At 29.6% G+C, this 17,985-nt stretch carries 13 protein-coding genes and 1 rRNA gene; 3 read left to right on the forward strand and 11 right to left on the reverse strand.

All coding sequences use genetic code 4. From position 1 onward, the window contains the following. Positions 1-75 precede the first annotated feature (75 nt). The 10 genes from ACJA23_RS03530 to rpmH form a co-directional block, all read right to left on the reverse strand. The gene (locus ACJA23_RS03530; RefSeq protein ID WP_406614061.1) at positions 76-1,446 is read right to left on the reverse strand and encodes a M17 family metallopeptidase; all 1,371 of its coding nucleotides are present in this window, start codon (positions 1,444-1,446) and stop codon (positions 76-78) included. A 125-nt stretch (positions 1,447-1,571) separates the two neighbouring features. Next, positions 1,572-4,409, reverse strand: coding sequence for a hypothetical protein (locus tag ACJA23_RS03535; RefSeq protein WP_406614063.1), 2,838 nt, complete (start codon positions 4,407-4,409; stop codon positions 1,572-1,574). Continuing rightward, positions 4,382-5,389: a hypothetical protein gene (locus ACJA23_RS03540; protein ID WP_406614066.1), complete on the reverse strand. Its 1,008-nt coding sequence runs from the start codon at positions 5,387-5,389 to the stop codon at positions 4,382-4,384. The genes ACJA23_RS03535 and ACJA23_RS03540 overlap by 28 nt, the downstream gene beginning before the upstream one ends. Positions 5,390-5,586: 197 nt before the next feature. After that, complete coding sequence (gene hinT, locus ACJA23_RS03545; RefSeq protein WP_406614068.1) at positions 5,587-5,907, reverse strand: histidine triad protein HinT; 321 nt, start codon at positions 5,905-5,907, stop codon at positions 5,587-5,589. Next, positions 5,907-7,199 (reverse strand): HinT-interacting membrane complex lipoprotein P60, encoded by a 1,293-nt coding sequence (locus ACJA23_RS03550; RefSeq protein ID WP_406614070.1) that lies wholly within the window; start codon positions 7,197-7,199, stop codon positions 5,907-5,909. Before ACJA23_RS03550 ends, hinT begins: the two co-directional genes overlap by 1 nt. Continuing rightward, the gene (locus ACJA23_RS03555; RefSeq protein ID WP_406614072.1) at positions 7,199-9,469 is read right to left on the reverse strand and encodes a HinT-interacting membrane complex protein P80; all 2,271 of its coding nucleotides are present in this window, start codon (positions 9,467-9,469) and stop codon (positions 7,199-7,201) included. Before ACJA23_RS03555 ends, ACJA23_RS03550 begins: the two co-directional genes overlap by 1 nt. A 333-nt stretch (positions 9,470-9,802) precedes the next feature. Then, positions 9,803-9,908 (reverse strand): 5S ribosomal RNA (gene rrf, locus ACJA23_RS03560). A gap of 97 nt (positions 9,909-10,005) precedes the next feature. Then, entirely contained in the window at positions 10,006-12,636 is a 2,631-nt protein-coding gene (locus ACJA23_RS03565; RefSeq protein WP_406614074.1) for a YidC/Oxa1 family membrane protein insertase, read from the reverse strand. Next, positions 12,629-12,955 (reverse strand): ribonuclease P protein component, encoded by a 327-nt coding sequence (gene rnpA, locus ACJA23_RS03570; RefSeq protein WP_406614076.1) that lies wholly within the window; start codon positions 12,953-12,955, stop codon positions 12,629-12,631. The genes ACJA23_RS03565 and rnpA overlap by 8 nt, the downstream gene beginning before the upstream one ends. A gap of 11 nt (positions 12,956-12,966) precedes the next feature. Then, the gene (rpmH, locus tag ACJA23_RS03575) at positions 12,967-13,113 is read right to left on the reverse strand and encodes a 50S ribosomal protein L34 (protein WP_004794083.1); all 147 of its coding nucleotides are present in this window, start codon (positions 13,111-13,113) and stop codon (positions 12,967-12,969) included. A gap of 259 nt (positions 13,114-13,372) precedes the next feature. Between rpmH and serS the strand changes: the two genes are divergently transcribed. From serS to ACJA23_RS03590, 3 genes are all read left to right on the forward strand, one after another. Continuing rightward, positions 13,373-14,641: a serine--tRNA ligase gene (gene serS, locus ACJA23_RS03580; RefSeq protein ID WP_406614079.1), complete on the forward strand. Its 1,269-nt coding sequence runs from the start codon at positions 13,373-13,375 to the stop codon at positions 14,639-14,641. Between the two features lie 2 nt (positions 14,642-14,643). Continuing rightward, a complete protein-coding gene (locus ACJA23_RS03585) occupies positions 14,644-15,477 on the forward strand; it encodes an HAD-IIB family hydrolase (RefSeq protein ID WP_406614081.1) in 834 nt (277 codons plus the stop codon). 109 nt (positions 15,478-15,586) lie between these two features. Beyond that, a complete protein-coding gene (locus tag ACJA23_RS03590; protein ID WP_406614083.1) occupies positions 15,587-16,366 on the forward strand; it encodes a PQ-loop domain-containing transporter in 780 nt (259 codons plus the stop codon). Positions 16,367-16,463: 97 nt separating this feature from the next. Here ACJA23_RS03590 and tuf read toward each other — a convergent pair whose 3' ends face one another. Next, complete coding sequence (gene tuf / locus ACJA23_RS03595; protein WP_406614085.1) at positions 16,464-17,651, reverse strand: elongation factor Tu; 1,188 nt, start codon at positions 17,649-17,651, stop codon at positions 16,464-16,466. Between the last annotated feature and the right edge of the window lie 334 nt (positions 17,652-17,985).

Here is a 17,985-nt window from a genome sequence, read left to right on the forward strand (position 1 = left end):
TTTGACTATACCTTCTTTTTTTTAGGAATTTAGATCCCTAATTTATTCCTTATAAAGCAGATTTATGATTAAATGCTATTTAGAATTTAAAGCTAATTGAACTAGAGTTTTAACCATAACTCCTGTTGGACGAGCGCTAATATCAGCTGTTCCAGCGACATCTAAGTGAATGTATTCAACATCTTCTGTAAATTCTTTTAAGAACATAGCAGCAGAGTTAGATCCACCTAAACCTGATAAATCAGTGTTTTTTAAGTCAGCAACTGGTGAATTTTTGATTTCTTTAGCAAAAGCTTCATCTAAAGGCATTCTTCATACTAATTCATTTTGTTTTTCAGCAGCTACTTTTAGTTCTTCTCAAGCTTTGTCAGTTGTAGCTCAAACACCTGTGTATGTATGTCCTAAAGCCATTAAAATAGCTCCAGTTAAAGTAGCAACATCAACAAGTCTTGTAGCTTTTAAGTTTCTAACACCATATGTTAAACCATCAGCCATAACTAAACGACCTTCAGCATCTGTGTTGTTGATTTCAACTGTTTTTCCGTTCATACTTGTTCAAATTGAATCTGGTAATGAAGCATCCCCGTTAACTCTATTATCTGTAATACACATCACAGCAGCTACATTAGTTTTAGGTTTTAGTTGTGCAATAGCTTTAAGAGCTGAAGCTACAAACACTGAACCTGACATATCAAATTTCATTCCTAGCATGCTTCTTGAAGGTTTTAAGCTGTATCCACCTGAATCGAAAGTAATACCTTTACCTACATAAACTGTTTTATCTTTTGATTCTGGATTTCCATTGTACTCAATTACAACCACTCTAGGTTCGTACATGCTACCACGGTTAACACTTAATAATAGTCCCATTTTTTCAGCTTCAATAGCTTTTTTATCTAAAACAGTAACTTTTAAATTTGAGTATTGTTTTAAATCATCAGCAACATATTTAGCTAATCACTCTGAATTACAAATATTTGGTGGTGTAATTTGTAAGTTTCTTGCAAAGTTTACAGCTTCAGCTAAAACTACTGTTTCAAATAATACATCTTGATATTCTTTAGCATCTTTAGCTGTGTATAAGCTCATTTTGTATTGTTCTTCTTTTTTAGCTGTTTTAGCTGAATAAATGTCAGCTTTAGCATAGTTGTAAGCTGATACAAAAGCTTTGACAACTTCACTTAGAGAAACTTTTTCACTAACAAAACTATCTAAATCAACTTGAACATCTCTAACTAATGATTCAGCTAATTTTTTAGCTGTAGCAACAACTGATTCGTATTTATATTTATCTTTTTCACCTAAATATAAATAGGCTACATTTTGTTCAAAGTATTCACTTAAAGCATTATTTTTTTCTGTAATTTTTGGATATTGGTCACCTTTAAATACAGCTTTTACTAACATAGATTCATTTCTATGTGAGTCGATTGATTTTATCATCATAAGAACTCCTTGTTTTACGGTTAATAATATTTATATTATACAACTTTTTGGCTTCTTATTTAACTTGTTACCCTTAAAGTTGTTAAAAAACACTTTTGCTAGTGATTTTGCAAAAGTGTAAAATTTTATCTATTTGATGTAGCTTTATTTTCCTCTAAATAAGCTTTTAAATCACCTTTATCAATAAACTTACTTAATGGAATTCTAATTAGGAATGTATTTATTCAACCTTGATTAGTTGCAGCTCCAATTGGTAAGTAAACTGCTTCTGTATCTCCTTTAACTTGTTGTAATAGCCTTAAAACATTTTGTCTAGGAGTAAAGTTTCAAATTCTAAGTTGTGGTCTATTGTCGTTATCCACTTGATTTCCAGTTGCTGGTGATTTAGTTTCTGCGTATGAAACACCATCAATTAGAACTGTACGGTTATCATTGTAAGCTCTTTGGTTTGCAAATTTAGGATCAAAACTATTTATATATGCAACAATACTATCAAGGAAAGCATTCCCTTGATCTGTATTTAAGAATCAATCTGAAAACTTATTATTTGTATCATGTTCAACAATAGATGTTCCATTTAAACTCTTGTTGTCTGCATTACCAACATTACCTTTTAGAGGAATGCCGTCAATTGGAATAGGAGCTCCTTCATAATTTAGGTAAACATTGACATATTTAGATGTGTATTCTACATCATTTATGTTAGGAGTTCCTGTGTTTTTAGCACCTGGTGCAGCTGTAAAGTGTGTTCCTTGTACAGATGAAAATACTTGTGAATTATTTGATGAGTTAAAGATGTTTCTTATTACCAATGAAACCTTATGTGTTGAATTTTCAGAGTTATTAGCATTATTTACAGTAAATGTGACAACTGGTGTTGAATAAACTTTATCAATAAAATGTACATGTTTAAAGGTTATTTCAGTATCTGATAATGTTGAGTTCTTGAATTTTGATACACCTAGTTGTTTTATAAGTTCTAATTCAACTTTTGTTTTGGTATCACCATTAAAATGTGTTTGGAATCATTCATCAAGTTTAGTTTTATTTTGATCATCATGATTTTTAACAGCTACTATTTGTGATAATTGTTCTTCTGTGTTGTTTGAATGTTCAGAACCAACATGAACTCCATCACCACTATAATCACTAATTTCAATTTTAGGTAAATGATTATCTCAAGTAGCGAATGAATGTTTATTATCACCTAAATTAAATGTGTGTGTTTCGGTTTGAGTATCACCATTTAATTCTTTTAATTGTTTATCTAACTCTGTATTAGCTTTTTTAATAATTTCAAATGTTTTAGAAACTTTTTCTAAAACATCACCATCATTTCATAATAAGCTGTTTAAAAATACATTGTTTTTGTCTAAAAATTCTGATGTTCAAAATAGTGAATTTGAAGCATATTTAGTTCTGATATCGTTAGAAATTCTGTATGAATTATTATTACCTATTGTATAAATTGATGTTAATTTATCTAACGAATTATCAAAATCCACTTTATTTGACGCATTGTAATATTTTTTAGCAAAATCTAATTTTGTAGTTAATGAATCTGGGAGTAAAGATTTTGATTTATCTACTTCATTTGCTAGCTCTACTAATTTATTACCTATTTGTGCAATTTTAGGATCAGTATCAGATAATGAATTTACATAGTCTTTTAAGCTATTAACCACTGATTGTGACATTAAATATTTAGAAGCATAAATAGCATTTATAACAGCGTCTTTATTTCAAATATTTTGTTTATAACTATCATTTAGAATCGGAAATTTCTTAACTGAATGAAACTGGCCAGTTGCAATGTATTGTTTGTAAATACGATTCATTATATTTACGTTGTCATTTTCGTTTGCAACTGGAACACCGGTTAAAATATGAAAGTTTTGAGGAATTGGGAAGTTTGTTGGATTGATATATTTTAAGGCTTTTTCCAGCGGTATATTAAATGCTTGCTTAACAAAATAAATTGTACTTCCTAAAACAGTTGATGATGGTTGTACACCTACTAAAGTTGTTTTATAATCATTAGAATCTTCTCTAAAATCATTTTCGTTAAAAAATATAGATTTACCTTTTGATAAATTTTCATAGTCAAAAGACATCATATTTTCTCATGAAACTGTATTTTTAAGAATTAAAGGTTTTATATCAAACTTACTTTTAACAACTGTGTTGCTTAAATAAGATTTAATTGTGTTAGGAACAAACGATGGGTGAAACTGGAAAAAGTAATTATAAAGTGTTGGAGGATATTTTTTAGTGATAGCATCGAAAAATTTTTCGTATGAAGTTGCAATTTGATTATTATCTTTTTTTATAGCTGGTGATAAGAATACAACGTTTTTCTTTTTAGGGTCATAGTTTTTAGCATCTTCAGCATTATCTATAAAACTTAATAAATCTGTAAATTCCTCATTTTTGATGTTACTGATGCTTTTAAATAATTCAATGTATTCGTTATTATTTAAGCCATCAATATTAGGTATAGTTTTATAAAAAGTAGGATAACTAAAAATTTGGAACGATTTATTTTCTTTACCGATCGCTTTTAAATATTCACGTAAACCTTTTCAATATGTTCCATCAATGTTGTACAATCTCATTTTATCGCCTAGTGTTAAAAAATGTCATCAATCTATACCAGTATTTGAATCTGTGTATGGATCTACATTTTGTTTAAGGCTATTTCATTTTTGTAAAAGTTGATCTCTTGTATAACTATTTGATTGACCTCTAACTCAAGATATATAACCTTTAGCTGGTGATGGATCATTTAAAAATCTAAACGGTTGCGCAGTACCATCATTTAATAAAACAATTTTATTAGCATGTCTTAATAGTCAGTTTATTGCTTTGGGGTTAGTTGACATTTCAGTCACTGAAATTTCAGGAATGTAGAAATCGAATAACTTAACACCTTTTTCTAAATAAGGCTTCAATGCAGCTTTCATTTGTTCAAAATTAGGTGCTCATCCTGGGAACGGTTTGTTATAGCACCACCAGTTAAATTTGAATTGTTAATTACAGAAAATTGACCAGCTTCAACATTAAATTTATCATTAGTTTTCTTTAGAACATCACCATATGTATCTAACAGATTTTTAAAATTAAATCTTTGTTTTTCACCGTTAAGTGTTTTATTATAATCATTAACTTCATTTGGAATCATTAAAATTGTGTCATTGTAAGGTTGTGATGCTAGTTTCGGTTTATTAGTTGCGTTATTTCTGATATTGAATTCAGCCGCCATCAACATGAAGCTGGCATTAAATACCTGTGCAGCATTTCTGGTGATGTAAACAGATGGATATTCATTTGTAGCTGATTCTTTAGCTTCATTAAAAAATTTACTAAATTCAGGAACATTAACTTCTGGAGTCACCAAAATACTTGCATTAGTGTTAGTAGAGTTATTATTGTTGTTTACTTCTGCTGGTTTTGTAGGTTTAGGTGGTTTAGGTCTAGAAGTATTATTATTGTTGTTGTTATTTCCTGATGTTGAGCCAGATCCATTAGTGTTTACTGATGGTTTCGGTTTTGGCGGTGTAACAGGGTCAGGTGTAGGTTTAACAGGTTTGGTTGGAGTTACTGGTTCAGCAGGCTCAGGTGTCTCAGGTGTTGGACTAACACTTTCTGGTTTTTTATCCATAGATGGTTCAGATGTAGTCTCAGTTGCTGTATTTGTTTCAACAGGTGTAGGTTCTGTTGTTGTACCAGTTTCTTTATTTGCATCTAAATTTACATTTGTAGTAGATGTAGTATGAATATCAACACCCATATTGTTTTTATTTTTAATGATTACTTCTGATTTTTTATCAGCAGTAGTAGCTTTTTTAGATTCAGTATTATTATTTGAAACATCGCAAGCTGCACTTAATAAAGTGGCTGCAGAAATGGACGAAAAAAGTAATAAAACCTTTCCTTTTTTCATAAATCCTCCATATAGTATTTGTATAACAATATTATACAAAAAGTGTAAATAGTTAACATATTTTACATGTGGAAAAGACAAGATTTTAAGATTAAACTAAAAAATCAAAATGATAAATAAATTGTTCAATGAGTCAGGTTTTTTTGGTGCACGATCCAAAATGTAAAAAAAGTATGACCGAAGTCATACTTAAGAAATTACTTTTTATAAGGAATTACATGCACATGAGTGTGAAAAACAGTTTGTCCTGCTGCTTCACCTGTGTTAATTTGCACTTGAAATCCATCACAATTGTTTTCTTGTACATATTTTTTAGCAAGCTCTCTGGCTTTAAGTAGAAGGTATGTGTATTCTTCTTCTGATAATTCTAAAATATCAGTTTTTTGTATTTTAGGAATTACTAAAAAGTGTCCTTCTTGTACTGGTTGAATATCGTAAATTGCAATAACTTTATCATCTTCATACAAGATGTTAGCAGGAATTTCTCGGTTAATGATTTTAGTGAAAATAGATGGCATTATTTTTTACCTTCTTTAGCAATTTCGTCTTCTAATTTAGTTAATTTTTCAACAAAATCTAAAGTTCTTAAGGCTTTGTATAACTCAATACTAATATTTGCATCTGGTTTGAATTTGTAAGTTTTAGCAAAATGAGTTTGAGCATTTTTATATAAGTTACTATCTGCATCTGATAATAAAACTACTAAATTTAATAGTTTAGAATTTGAATCAACTGATGGAAGTGCAAATAAAGTGTTGTTAAATGTTAATTTATCAACTTCTACGGTTTTATCCATATTGTTTTCTTTAACTGTAGTTTGTTGTTTTTGGCTAATAGGAGCAATTACATTTAAGAATGACACTTGTAATTTATTTTTATCACCATTTGAAGCTGCGATAGTAGCGTTTACAATTTGACCTTGTGCATCAACTTGAACTATTTGTTTTTTAGCAAAGTCATAAAATCCTATTAATTGATCAAGACTTGTAATTTTTAATAATTTTTCTTTATCAAAAGGTAACTCATAGCTGGTTGAAGCTACAAAACCTTTATATCCATTAAGTCCTTGAATGTATGATTTACCTAAAAAACCAGCAGTTTGGTTTAAATCAAGGTTTTTAATGTCATTGTTTTCAAATAACTGATTGTAGCTATTTGTACCTGTAATAACTGTATTAGATTGGTTAAATAATACATCAGCACCTTCTTTTGTGATGGTTCATTCTTGAATGTATTTTTTATCCAATGTGTACTTAATTAGGTTGTAATACTTTAAATCGTAACTACTTTTATCAGCTTCTGAAACTGTTTTATCGTTAGTAAAGTCTTGTGTGAAGTATTTTAAAACTAATAATAATTTATTTGCTTCATAAGCTACATTTGTTTCAGCTTTGTTATATAAAGCTCAAAAATCTGTTTCAGTTAAACCATTAAAGGCTGGATCGATTAATTTAGCTGATAATTCAGTGTCAATTAATGATTGGTGTAATCATTGGTTGATTGCTAAAGTATTCATAAAACCAATGTCTTTGGCTTTTTGAGTTTGTAAATATAAATTATAAGCATTAAATGCGTCTTTTTTATATTGAGCATTGTTTGTTAATTGGCGAACGTTATTTACGTTGTATAAGCTTGCTAAAGTACTTTGTAAGTATTGTTTTTCTACTGTTGTTTTAGTAGATTCTTGTTCAAAAGCTTTTTCTTGAGCTAATCTTTGTGAAGTTTTTACATCACGACCACATGAAACCATCGCAATAGGAGCTAAAAGAGTAGGAGCAGCAGTTAGAAATCATTTATAAATTTTCTTCATTATCTACCCCCTTCTTTATTGAAAACTTGATTAATAACACCTTCTAAAGATGTGTAAGCGTCTTGGGTTGTGTTTCCAAAAACAAATACAATTTTACCGTTTTGGATTTTAACATTTGGATTTGCAACTTTCTGAGCTTCAGTATTTAAGAAGTTTTTAGCATTTTGTAAAGCTTGTGAATTTTCAATTGATGATTGGAATTTATTTACAGTTTGAATTTCTGATTGAATTTTATTTAATTGGGCATCTGTAAGTTTTTTAACTTCTGGATTAGTAGATTTTTTAAGAGATGCTTTGAATTTAACGTCAGCTAAAGCATCATTAACCATTGCAGGAACTTGACTTTCTCTTGTTAATTGTTGAGCAATTTTTAGAAACTCTGTTCTATCGTTTCAGATATTATTCATATCTTTTTGAATTAGTGAAATTAAAGCGGCTTTATCTAATGCGGTTCTTCTTGTTCAAAGAACACCTTTATTAGTTGGAATTAAATATCCACCTAAATCGCTAACTTTATACATCAATGAAAGTTGATTTTCTGATGAAATAGAATTATTTCCAATTAATAATTTTCCACTAGTTGCACGATAAATACTTAATAATACTTTGTTTAACTGGTCAGGTGTTGCGTTTTTAATTACTTGATCAATAGTTCTGTTGATTTTTTCAACTGATGCTCTAACATCAGAACTTTGTGTAGAACTATTAGGAACATCTGAAGTAGGGATTTCTAAAGCTGTGTAAACATCTTTAAATAAGTTTAATAAAGCCACTTCATTTAATTTGTTGTTAAAAATACTATCAGTTGTAGAGTTAGCTAAAGCATAAACAAAGTTAGCTGTATTTAAGTATTCTTTGTTTAATGTTGTAACACCACTAGACGCAAATTTGTCAGTACTTAAACTTAATAATGGTCTATATGTTTCAAAAACTGATGAAACATCAGTAGAGTTATTGTTTTCAATAAATTCGTTTGCTGTATGTGTAAAGAAACCTGAATTAGGAATAGAAGCATCTTTTTTAAATGCGTAATTAAAGTTACTTACTGCTGTTGCATTCCCAGAAGCATTTAAAACATTTGAAAATTTAAGTAAGTTAGCTAAAACTGTTTTGGCGTTATCATCAACTGTTACAGTTGGGTTAATTCCGCCTTTTAAAACACCTGGAAGTAAAATATTTGTGCTAATACCTACATTGTTTTCAGCTACATACTTATTAAATTGAGGAATAGCTGATTGGAATTTAGGAATAAATGACTTAGTTGATAAAACTACAACATCATCTTTAGCAAAAGCATTTTTAAAATATAAAACTGCGTTTGTATCATTAAAATTGTCTGCTACTGATCCGTCTTTAAAGTTTGTGAAGATTTTATTTCCTTTAGTTCCGATAGTCTCTCTAGTTCCATTTGAACTAACAACTACTTCATTTTTTGAATATACTGCGTCTACTAAAAATGCAGGCATTTTTACAGTTTGAACTTCAAATCTTCTTAAAGCATCTTTTTCTGCTTTTTTAAATGTTGAATACGCAATAGCTTCTTGTTCAGTTTTACTGTTGCCGTATTTACTTAAAAGAAGAGCTTTGAATTTGTTTTCTCATTCTTCTAGTCCATAAGTAGTTTTTTGGTTTTCTTTTTCATCATTTAATTCTGTTGTAGCTTCTTGCATTAACTCATCTCAAGTTTTAAGAGCTAAATCAGTTCTTCTTGATAAACCGTTATTTGCTGACTCGATTGCTGCATTATATTTTCTTTGGTATAAAACAGAACTTTTTTGTTCTTCATTATATCAGTATTTAACAGCTTCACGGTAAATTGCTTCACGTTGGTTTTTAGCTTTATCTGCTAATGATTGACCATCTGTATTAATTAACCCATAGTTTTCTTGTGAACCATTGATTAAAGTTCCATTTTTGTAAACTGCACCAAAGTTTTCGTTTTTAGGATAAGCAGCAACTTCATTAACTGCAGTTAGAGAAATAGCTAAAGGCACAGCAATAGCAGTAGACGCCCCTGCTGCAAGTAAAGAAAGAATGATAATGTTTCTTTTTGTTCTCTTACTTTTGTTAGTTACAATCTCTACATCTTTTGGTTTACTATCATCATCGTATTTAGCATTTAAATCAGCTAGACGATCAAAGTAAGTTTTTCTTTCTTCCTTAACTTTTCTAACTTTTGCTTCTTTTTGTTCTTTATTATTTTTTTTGAATTTAAATCAGAAACTTACTTTTTCTGTATCTGTATTGTGGTTGTCTTTATTTTTAGCCATATTGCTCCTATTACGCAAGGTTAAAATATTTATATTTTAAATTATATCAAAAAGTTAAAATTTGCTTGTTTAGCATACGTATGCTTAAATTGATGCATAATTATTAAATTATAAAACTTTTAATATGATTATTTCAACGTTTTAGAATTTTAATAATTTATTGTAAATAGTGTTGTGAAGTTTAGATAGTAAAAAATATTAACTATCTAGTTTATACATTGATTTTCATGACTTTAAATTAGTGTAAGAATATTATAGTTTATTTATCAAATTAATGCATAAAATCATGACTTTGGTTATAGTCTCTTTAGTTATTTAAAAAATTTAAAATAAAAAAAGCAGCTCCCTATTTTCACCTTTCGGCTATCGTCGGCACTAAAGAGCTTAACTACTGAGTTCGGAATGGGATCAGGTGTACCTCTTTGCTATAACCACTTGTTATTATTATATACTAAAACTTTTTAAAGCAAAATATTTTTTTAATTTTTTTGTAAAAAAAACAACCCACCAAGTGAGTTGTTAGTATTAATTATAAATTAGGCTTTTTTGAGGGCTTTTTTGGAATATTTGTTTTTGAATCAATCAGAGTGTTTTAGTTTGTGGATTGCTAAAACTTGGAATAATTGTCAAATACCACCAAATGCTCAGTAAACTTGCACACCAGCACTAAATAGTACGGTTATAACAACCATAACAACCATCAGAATTTTTTGCGTTCTTTCTGATTTTTTCAGTGCAGCAATTTCAGCAGCTGTGGCTCTTTCACGCATTCTCTTACGGTTTAATAACTGTGGAAGAATTTGTGAAGCTAATTGAGCTAAAATAGCTACAATTAGAATTCATAGGTAGACTCATTGTCCACCAAGCACAGCTTGTCATGAAGTTGTAGAGAAGTTTAATCCTAATCATACTGTCGCTTTTAATTGAGGTAGCGACTGAATTACACGCCACATCGCTAGGAAAATTGGCATTGCAAGTAACATCGATCCAAATTGATCGAGTGGGTTAATATTATATTTACTATATAGTTGAGAAATTTCTTGCTGTTTACGAAGTTTCATTTGTTTATTATTTTCGAAACCTACATATTTAGCTTCAATTTGTGCTTTTTTAGTTTTTAAGTCTTCTTGTACTGATTGCATCATTGTAGCTTTGAAAGTTAAAGCTAATGATATTAAACGAGTAATAATAACAGCAATTAAAATAGCTAAAATTGTTCCTCAACCATTTCAGTCACCGAATGAACTACGCATTGAACCAACAAATTTACTTAATGGATAAACAAATAATCCAAAGAATGGTCCTAGTTCTCACGATTGTTTTCATGAAGTAATAGCACTTTGTGCCACATCACCTTTAAGAGCTAGAATTGATTCAGCATCATTTGTGCTATTAGGTTTTGAATTTTCAAACTCAATAGCTGATTTACTTGTTAAATACATTGTTATGTTAATACCATCTTTTGGTAATTTTTCTGTTACTACCTTGTTGTTGTATTCAACATAGTTAGCTTGTACTAAAGCAGTATTTACTACGTTTTGATAGTATTTTAACAATGAAAATTCTAAATCTGTTAGAACTATTTTTGTAGGAAAATCAGTTTTTAAGATATTAATGAAAGTTTCGTTTGTTAAAAACTGTTGTCTAAATAATGCATCAGCATATTTATTTAATTCAGTTGTTTTGTTTTCATTTTCAGTAATAGCTTTTTGTGTTGATTTTACTAACTCTTTTAATGAATTAATACCTTTAGTTTTTTGTTCTTCGGTAATAAAGTATTGTTTTAATGTTTCCGCATTTGCGGTAGGTAAATATGCAATTTTTGCTTCTAATTGAGCAACATAACCTTTTAGTACTGCTAAGTTTGTTAAATATTTTTTAGCAACATCAGCATTTTGTGTTTTGTCAGCTTCATTGATGATTTTATCGTTTTTTCATTTTTCGATTTGTGCATCAATTGCAGCTACTTGGTCACTAGTTAAATCACTTTTTAAATTAGAAGTAAAGTTTTTTCAATCTTCATCTGTTGAATTATTTGGACGATTATAGATTGATTTAATGAATTGATCAGGAGTAATGTTTGGATCTTTCGTTAAATCTCTAACTAAAGTTAAGAAATGTGATCCTTCACCAAGTTGATAGTTATATAAAGCAACTAGTATGTCTTGGTTATATTTAAGTGTTGAAATTGCATATGGGTTTTGAATATTTAGTTTTTCAACTAATGTTTCTACATTTAGAATTTCTTTTTCTGTTGATGAAAGTGAATAGTATTTTTGACCTTCAGATGTTGTTCCAGCCTGTGCTAAAGCACCATTGGCACTAGCATTTTTAATGAAGTACATTTTTGGAATCTCTGTACCACCAAAAAGACTTACGTATTTAGTTTCAGTAGTAGATTTAAATGCGTACTGTGCATTTCTTTTTAAAACTTGAACATTACCTTGTTTATTGGTTGGAACTGCAAAACCAAGTGATTTTAATCTGTTTAATAAAACGCCATTGTCGTGTGCTGAACTACCAACAAAACGAACTGATGAGTTGAAAGTTTTATATTTTCCATAATCACCACCGTTTTGTTCTGTTTGTTTAATTAAACCAGTAATTAATTTTGTTTCATTGTCATCATCATATGTTAAGTTTTCAGCATTATAGTTAATATTGCTATCTAAAAATAATAATGGTAAATATGATGTTTTTTCAAATGATTTAACCAATAAGTTGTTTAACTTATTTTTTGCATCTGTAGTATTTCAATCTTTTGATTGAGTATTACTAATGTAGTTTTCAGCTTCCTTAACAGCATTTTGTAAGTCGTTACCTGAAGCTTTATTTTCGCTTATGATATTTTTAATTGTAGACACAAATTGTCTAGCACTAGCGGCATTACTAGAAGCCTCATCTACGCTAGTTAATGAGTTTTTTAGAACGAATGTGTTGATTCTAGGAGCTATTTCGTCTTTGTTGTTATAAAACTCGATACCGTTACCAACTGTACCTGATGATTTAACAATCATTGACTGAATACACCCTGTCATTGATAATCCGAAAAGGATAAAGTAAAAAATACCTTTTAATCATTTAAATATTTTCTTCAGTAAACCTTTTCTTTTTTGAACAGGATCGTTTCCATTAGTAAAATAATTAAATTGTTTAGATCTATTCATTTTTCCTAAATTTCTCAAAAAGTTTATAAATTTCTTTTGACTTACGGTCAAAAGAATCTTGTGTAAACTCTTTGCGAGCAATAATTACAAATTCATAAGGTAAGTTCATTAGGCATGAATTTCTAACCATTGCTTTTAATTGTCTTTTGTATAAGTTACGACCAACAGCATTAGCGAATTTTTTGGGTACAGTAATTCCAACTTTAAACTCATCAGCTTTTTTGTAATAAACAACTAAGTATTTATTAATTAGCTGAGTTTTTGATTTCATTACCGCACTAAATTCTCAATTTTTTCTTAGTCGATATTTCTTTTTCATTGTTTAGAAAATTATTTGTCTGAAACTGTTAATCTTTTTCTACCTTTAGCTCTTCTAGCTGCTAACACTTTTCTTCCGTTAGCTGTTTTCATTCTAGCTCTAAAACCGTGAACTTTAGCATGTTTACGTTTATTAGGTTGATATGTTCTTTTGCTCATAATTCCTCCTTGATAAAATTCATTTTATATAAGCAAATATAATTATACAATAATTTTAATTATTGGCTCTTTTTAAATCACTAACTTACTTTGCACTTATTCATTAGTTATATAGTCTTAAAAGTATAAATGTGGAAATATATCCATAAAAATTTATTTAGTGCAATATATTTGCTTTTTTCGCTGAAAAAACCACTAGTGTTTACCTAAAATAAATCAAAAAAGTAATATAATATGAGCTGGAAAAAAGAGGGTCAATATGTTAGATATTAAATTTGTACTAAATAATGAAGAAAAAGTTCGTAAAGGTCTACAAAATAGAGGTTTTGAGATTAGTATTTTTGATGAATTTGTCACTCTAGCTAAAAAAAGAGGGTCATTAATGCATGACGCTCAAAACAAAAAAAGTGAGCTAGGTATTTTAAGTAAAAAATTTGGTGAATTTAAAAACGATCCTGCTAAATTAAGTGAATTAAAAAACCAAATCGCTGAAATAAAGGCACAAGAAGCAAAATTAAGTAGTGAAAGTGATAGTTTAAATCAAAAAATTAATGATTTAATTTTACAAATTCCAAACTTACCACTTGATAGTGTCCCAGTCGGTAGTGATGAAGATCAAAACGTAATTATCAAAACACACGACAAAATTGGTCGTGGTTGTGTTAAAGAACTTTTACCACATTATGAAGTAGCAAAAAACCTTGATATTATCGATATAGAAAGAGCAGTTAAACTTTCTGGTTCTAGATATGTAATTTATAAAAATTTTGGTTCGAGATTAGTTAGAGCATTAATTAACTTTATGCTTGATTTACATGTACAAAAAGGTTACCAAGAATTTAATACACCAGTTATTGTTAAAGAACAAATGCTTTACGGAACTGGTCAATTACCTAAATTTAAAGAAGATTTATACAAGCTAGAAGGTTTAGATGAATATTTAATTCCAACTGCTGAAGTCACATTAACTAATATTTTTAATAACGAAATCGTTGATTTATCAACTCCTTTTAGAGCTACAGCTTACACTGAATGTTTTAGAAGTGAAGCTGGTAGTTCAGGAAAAGATACTCGTGGAATTTTACGTCAACACGAGTTTAAGAAAATTGAATTAGTCAAAGTTACTAGTGAAAAAGATGCATTAGTTGAATTTGAAAAGATGCTAGAAGATGCTAAAGATGTTTTAGAGAAACTAGAAATTCCATATAGAGAGCTTCAATTATGTACTGGTGATATGGGATTTAGTTCTAGAAGAACAGTTGATTTAGAACTGTGATTACCTTCAGAACAACGTTTTAGAGAAGTATCTTCAGTTAGCTATATGGGAGATTTTCAAGCTCGTAGAGCTATGATTCGTTATCGTGATGAAGATGGTAAAACTCAATATGCACACACAATGAATGGTTCTGGTTTAGCTGTAGACCGTGTTATTGCTGCTATTTTAGAAATTTACCAAAACGAAGATGGAACTATTACAATACCAACAGCACTAGTTCCTTATATGGGAGGGATTACTAAAATTGCTTAATTATGAATAAATATGTATTTGCATTTGATTTAGATGGAACACTTTTTACCAAAGGTGATAATATTCATCCTGAAACATTAGAAGCATTAAAAACTTCTCATTCAAAAGGACATTACAATGTTTTAGCCACTGGTAGAAACATTTGTGATTTATACAGATTTCTAAAAAAAGAAGCTATTAAGCACATTGATTATTTTGTTTGTTCAAATGGTTCTTTATTGTACGATGTTAAAAATGATATTGTCACAGTTTTAGGAACTATGAATTTTGAAGAACTAATTCCAGTAGTTTTAGATATAAACCAAAAATACGGTAAACCATTTAGAATGGATACTGATAAAACAACAGGTGTATTTAAAGACCAAACTAGTGCTGGTTATGTTTTATTAAAAGAAAAAGATAAAACAGTTGAAAAAGAAATGACTTTTTTAGAATACCTTGATTTTATTAAACAATCAGGAGCAAAAATAGTACAATCAGCTTTTAGAAACGATGAAGCTGAAGCGCTAGAAGTAACAGAATATGCTAGAGAAAAACTAAACAAAGAAGAATTTGCAGTTTACTTAACTAATGGTGTTTATACCGATATTAATCACATCCATACTTCAAAACTAACTGGTTTAGATTACTTTTTAAAACTAGTTGGTTTAACAAGAGCTAATTTAATCACTTTTGGTGATAGTGGAAATGATATTCATATGTTAGAAGCTGCAAGTATGAGTTTCGCTTTAGGAAACGCTACTGATGATGCTAAACAAGCAGCTAAAGCAGTAATTGATGATCACAATACTGGTACAATTGGACAAAAACTTTTAGAAATATTAGCATCAAACTAAAATACAACACAGTTGTATTTTTTTATGCATAAAATCAGTGTTTTAGTTTCTAAACTGATTTAAAAAACCTTATTGTTTAGTTAACTGCTAAATATAGTAAAATATAATTATGAATTTAGAAATAGCCATAAACATCTTTGGTTGACTAAGTGCAATCACAATTATTTCGCTGTCTATTCCACAACTTTTAAAAGTTTTAAAGGATAAAAAGACTGGTGAAATCAATTTTATTTCTTTCTGAATTTTCCACATTGGAATTTTAGGATGAGTGTTCTTTGCGGCAACATCAATACAAAATTTAATCACTGTTATTGTAGCTGATGGGGCAGGTTTATTTATCAATGGTGTGATGACTGGATTGCTTTATCACTACAAAAAAGAATTTCAGTTTAAAAAGAAACTCATTGCATATGTAGGTATATTAGTAACCTTTATTTTAGGAATTATTTTTATAGCTTTATTTATTAAAGATTATCCAATTCGTGCTGAGATAGCAACTGCAACTGATGCAATGGTTAAAGATAAATTAACTAATGATTTAGTTTTCACATTTAAACCTACAATTACAACTGTTATAGGACTAATTTTCCCAGCTTTTACAACTTTTGCTTTCCTACCTCAATTAATTACATCTTTCAAATTAAAAGATTGAAGAGGTGTATCTATTTGAATGTTTGTGGCATTCCAAGTTAATAACCTAATTTGAATTATTTGATGAGTTTTATTAATTGTAAATATTGGTTCTAAAGCAGGTTTAGACGTTATTGCTCCATTTATCGTTGGTTTAATTTGACAAATTACAAACTTAGTTTTATACGCTATTCAAATTGGATTTACTCTACATAATCAACATTTAGTTAAAACAGGTCAAAAAACATACGCAAACTAATACGCTTGTAAGCGTATTTTTTATTACCTTTTTTCTTTAAAATAAAAAGAACCAGTAGCTTACTACTGATCCTTCAAATGAAGTAATTACTTCTATATTATTTAATAATTTTTGTTACTGAACCAGCACCAACTGTACGTCCACCCTCACGGATTGAGAATTTTGTACCTTCTTCAACAGCGATAGGAGCGATTAATTTAACTTTTAAGTTAACGTTTTCTCCTGGCATAACCATTTCACGTCCATCTGTGAATTCGATTCCACCTGTTACGTCTGTTGTACGGAAGTAGAATTGTGGTTTGTAGTTTTTCATGAATGGTGTGTGACGTCCACCTTCTTCTTTTTTAAGTGCATAAATAGCAGCTTCAAATTCTGTATGTGGAACGATTGAACCTGGTTTAGCTAAAACTTGACCACGTTCAACTTCTTCACGGTTTACACCACGTAATAATAGCCCTGCGTTATCTCCAGCTTGAGCTTCTTTAAGGTTTTTACGGAACATTTCAATTCCAGTAACAACTGTTTTCTTAGTAGGTTTTAATCCAACGATTTCAACTTCGTCGTTTAATTGTAATTTTCCACGTTCTACACGACCTGTAGCAACTGTACCACGTCCTGTAATTGTGAACACGTCTTCAACAGCCATTAAGAATGGTTTGTCGAATTCTTTAACTGGAGTTTCAATGTATGAATCAACAGCGTTCATTAATTCCATAACTTTTTCTTCGTATGCTGGGTTTCCATCTAAAGCTTCTTTAGCTGATCCACGGATGATTGGAGCGTTGTCACCGTCAAATCCGTATTCTGAAAGTAATCCACGGATTTCCATTTCAACTAATTCAATCATTTCCTCTTCACCCTCTAACATATCACATTTGTTTAAGAAAACAACGATACGAGGAACACCAACTTGTTTAGATAAAAGAATGTGTTCACGTGTTTGAGGCATAGGTCCATCTGTTGCAGCAACAACTAAGATAGCACCATCCATTTGAGCAGCACCAGTAATCATGTTTTTAACGTAGTCAGCGTGACCTGGACAGTCTACGTGTGCGTAGTGTCTTATTTCTGTTTGGTACTCGATGTGTGATGTATTAATTGTAATCCCACGTGCTCTTTCTTCTGGAGCGTTATCGATTGAAGCGTAATCACGAGCTTCTGATAAACCTTTTTTAGCTAAAACTGTTGCAATAGCAGCAGTTAATGTTGTTTTACCGTGGTCAACGTGTCCAATTGTACCAACGTTAACGTGTTCTTTTGAACGGTCAAAATCCATTTTTGCCATAGTGTTAATTTCCTTTCAATTTTTATATTTTTGAAATAAGTGTATTTAGCAAATACATTTTAATATTAAGTTTTGTCTTAGCGCTAAAACCAACCAAAGTCTAGTCTTTCAGCTAGAACCTGTCCATTTATTGAGTTAGCAAATATATTTTACCAAATTTTTAATTTTAGATATACGCTATATTTTCCAGCATAAAACAAAGTTTTTTAATATTTAGATTGCAATTATTTTACCATAAATAATGCATTTAAAAATTTAATTAAGTGCCAAAAAACATTTTTACTTCTTACAATAGTTTTACTAATTGAAAAAATTAATTTTGATAACTAATAAA

Origin of the sequence: Mycoplasma corogypsi (assembly GCF_045276875.1) — a bacterium.
In the GTDB taxonomy this organism is placed as follows: Bacteria; Bacillota_I; Bacilli_A; order Mycoplasmatales; family Metamycoplasmataceae; genus Mycoplasmopsis; species Mycoplasmopsis corogypsi.